We start from the raw sequence: 544 nt of genomic DNA, 5'->3' as shown, positions 1-544 counted from the left end.
AGCCGGACCAAGGTCGAAGACACCCGCGAGCTGCTCGACAACGTGCAGTACGCGCCGAGCCGCGGGCGCTTCAAGGTCTACCTGATCGACGAAGTGCACATGCTTTCCAGCCATTCCTTCAATGCGCTGTTGAAAACCCTCGAAGAGCCGCCTCCCTACGTCAAGTTCATCCTGGCTACCACCGATCCGCAGAAACTTCCTGCAACGATTCTSTCGMGGTGCCTGCAGTTCTCCCTGAAGAACATGACCCCTGAGCGSGTGGTCGAGCATCTGAGCCATGTGCTGAGCGTCGAGAACGTGCCGTTCGAAGACGATGCGCTGTGGTTGCTGGGTCGCGCCGCCGACGGTTCGATGCGCGATGCCATGAGCCTGACCGACCAGGCCATCGCCTTCGGTGAAGGCAAGGTTTTGGCCGCCGACGTGCGGGCGATGCTCGGCACCCTCGATCACGGCCAGGTCTACGACGTCCTGCATGCGCTGATCGAAGGCGACGCCAAGGCGTTGCTCGAAGCCGTGCGCCATCTGGCCGAGCAGGGCCCGGACT

1 protein-coding gene is annotated in these 544 nt (G+C 62.5%); it reads left to right on the top strand.

Translation table 11 applies throughout. The features are described 5' to 3' along the window. The coding region (locus AC1DKR_RS21065) for an AAA family ATPase (protein WP_478035078.1) at positions 1 to 544 on the top strand (544 nt) is incomplete at both ends.

It is taken from the genome of Stenotrophomonas sp. 01N47, from assembly GCF_056399165.1.
The sequence above is the reverse complement of the archived record's forward strand: the minus strand, read 5'-3'. Positions and strand labels throughout refer to the sequence as shown.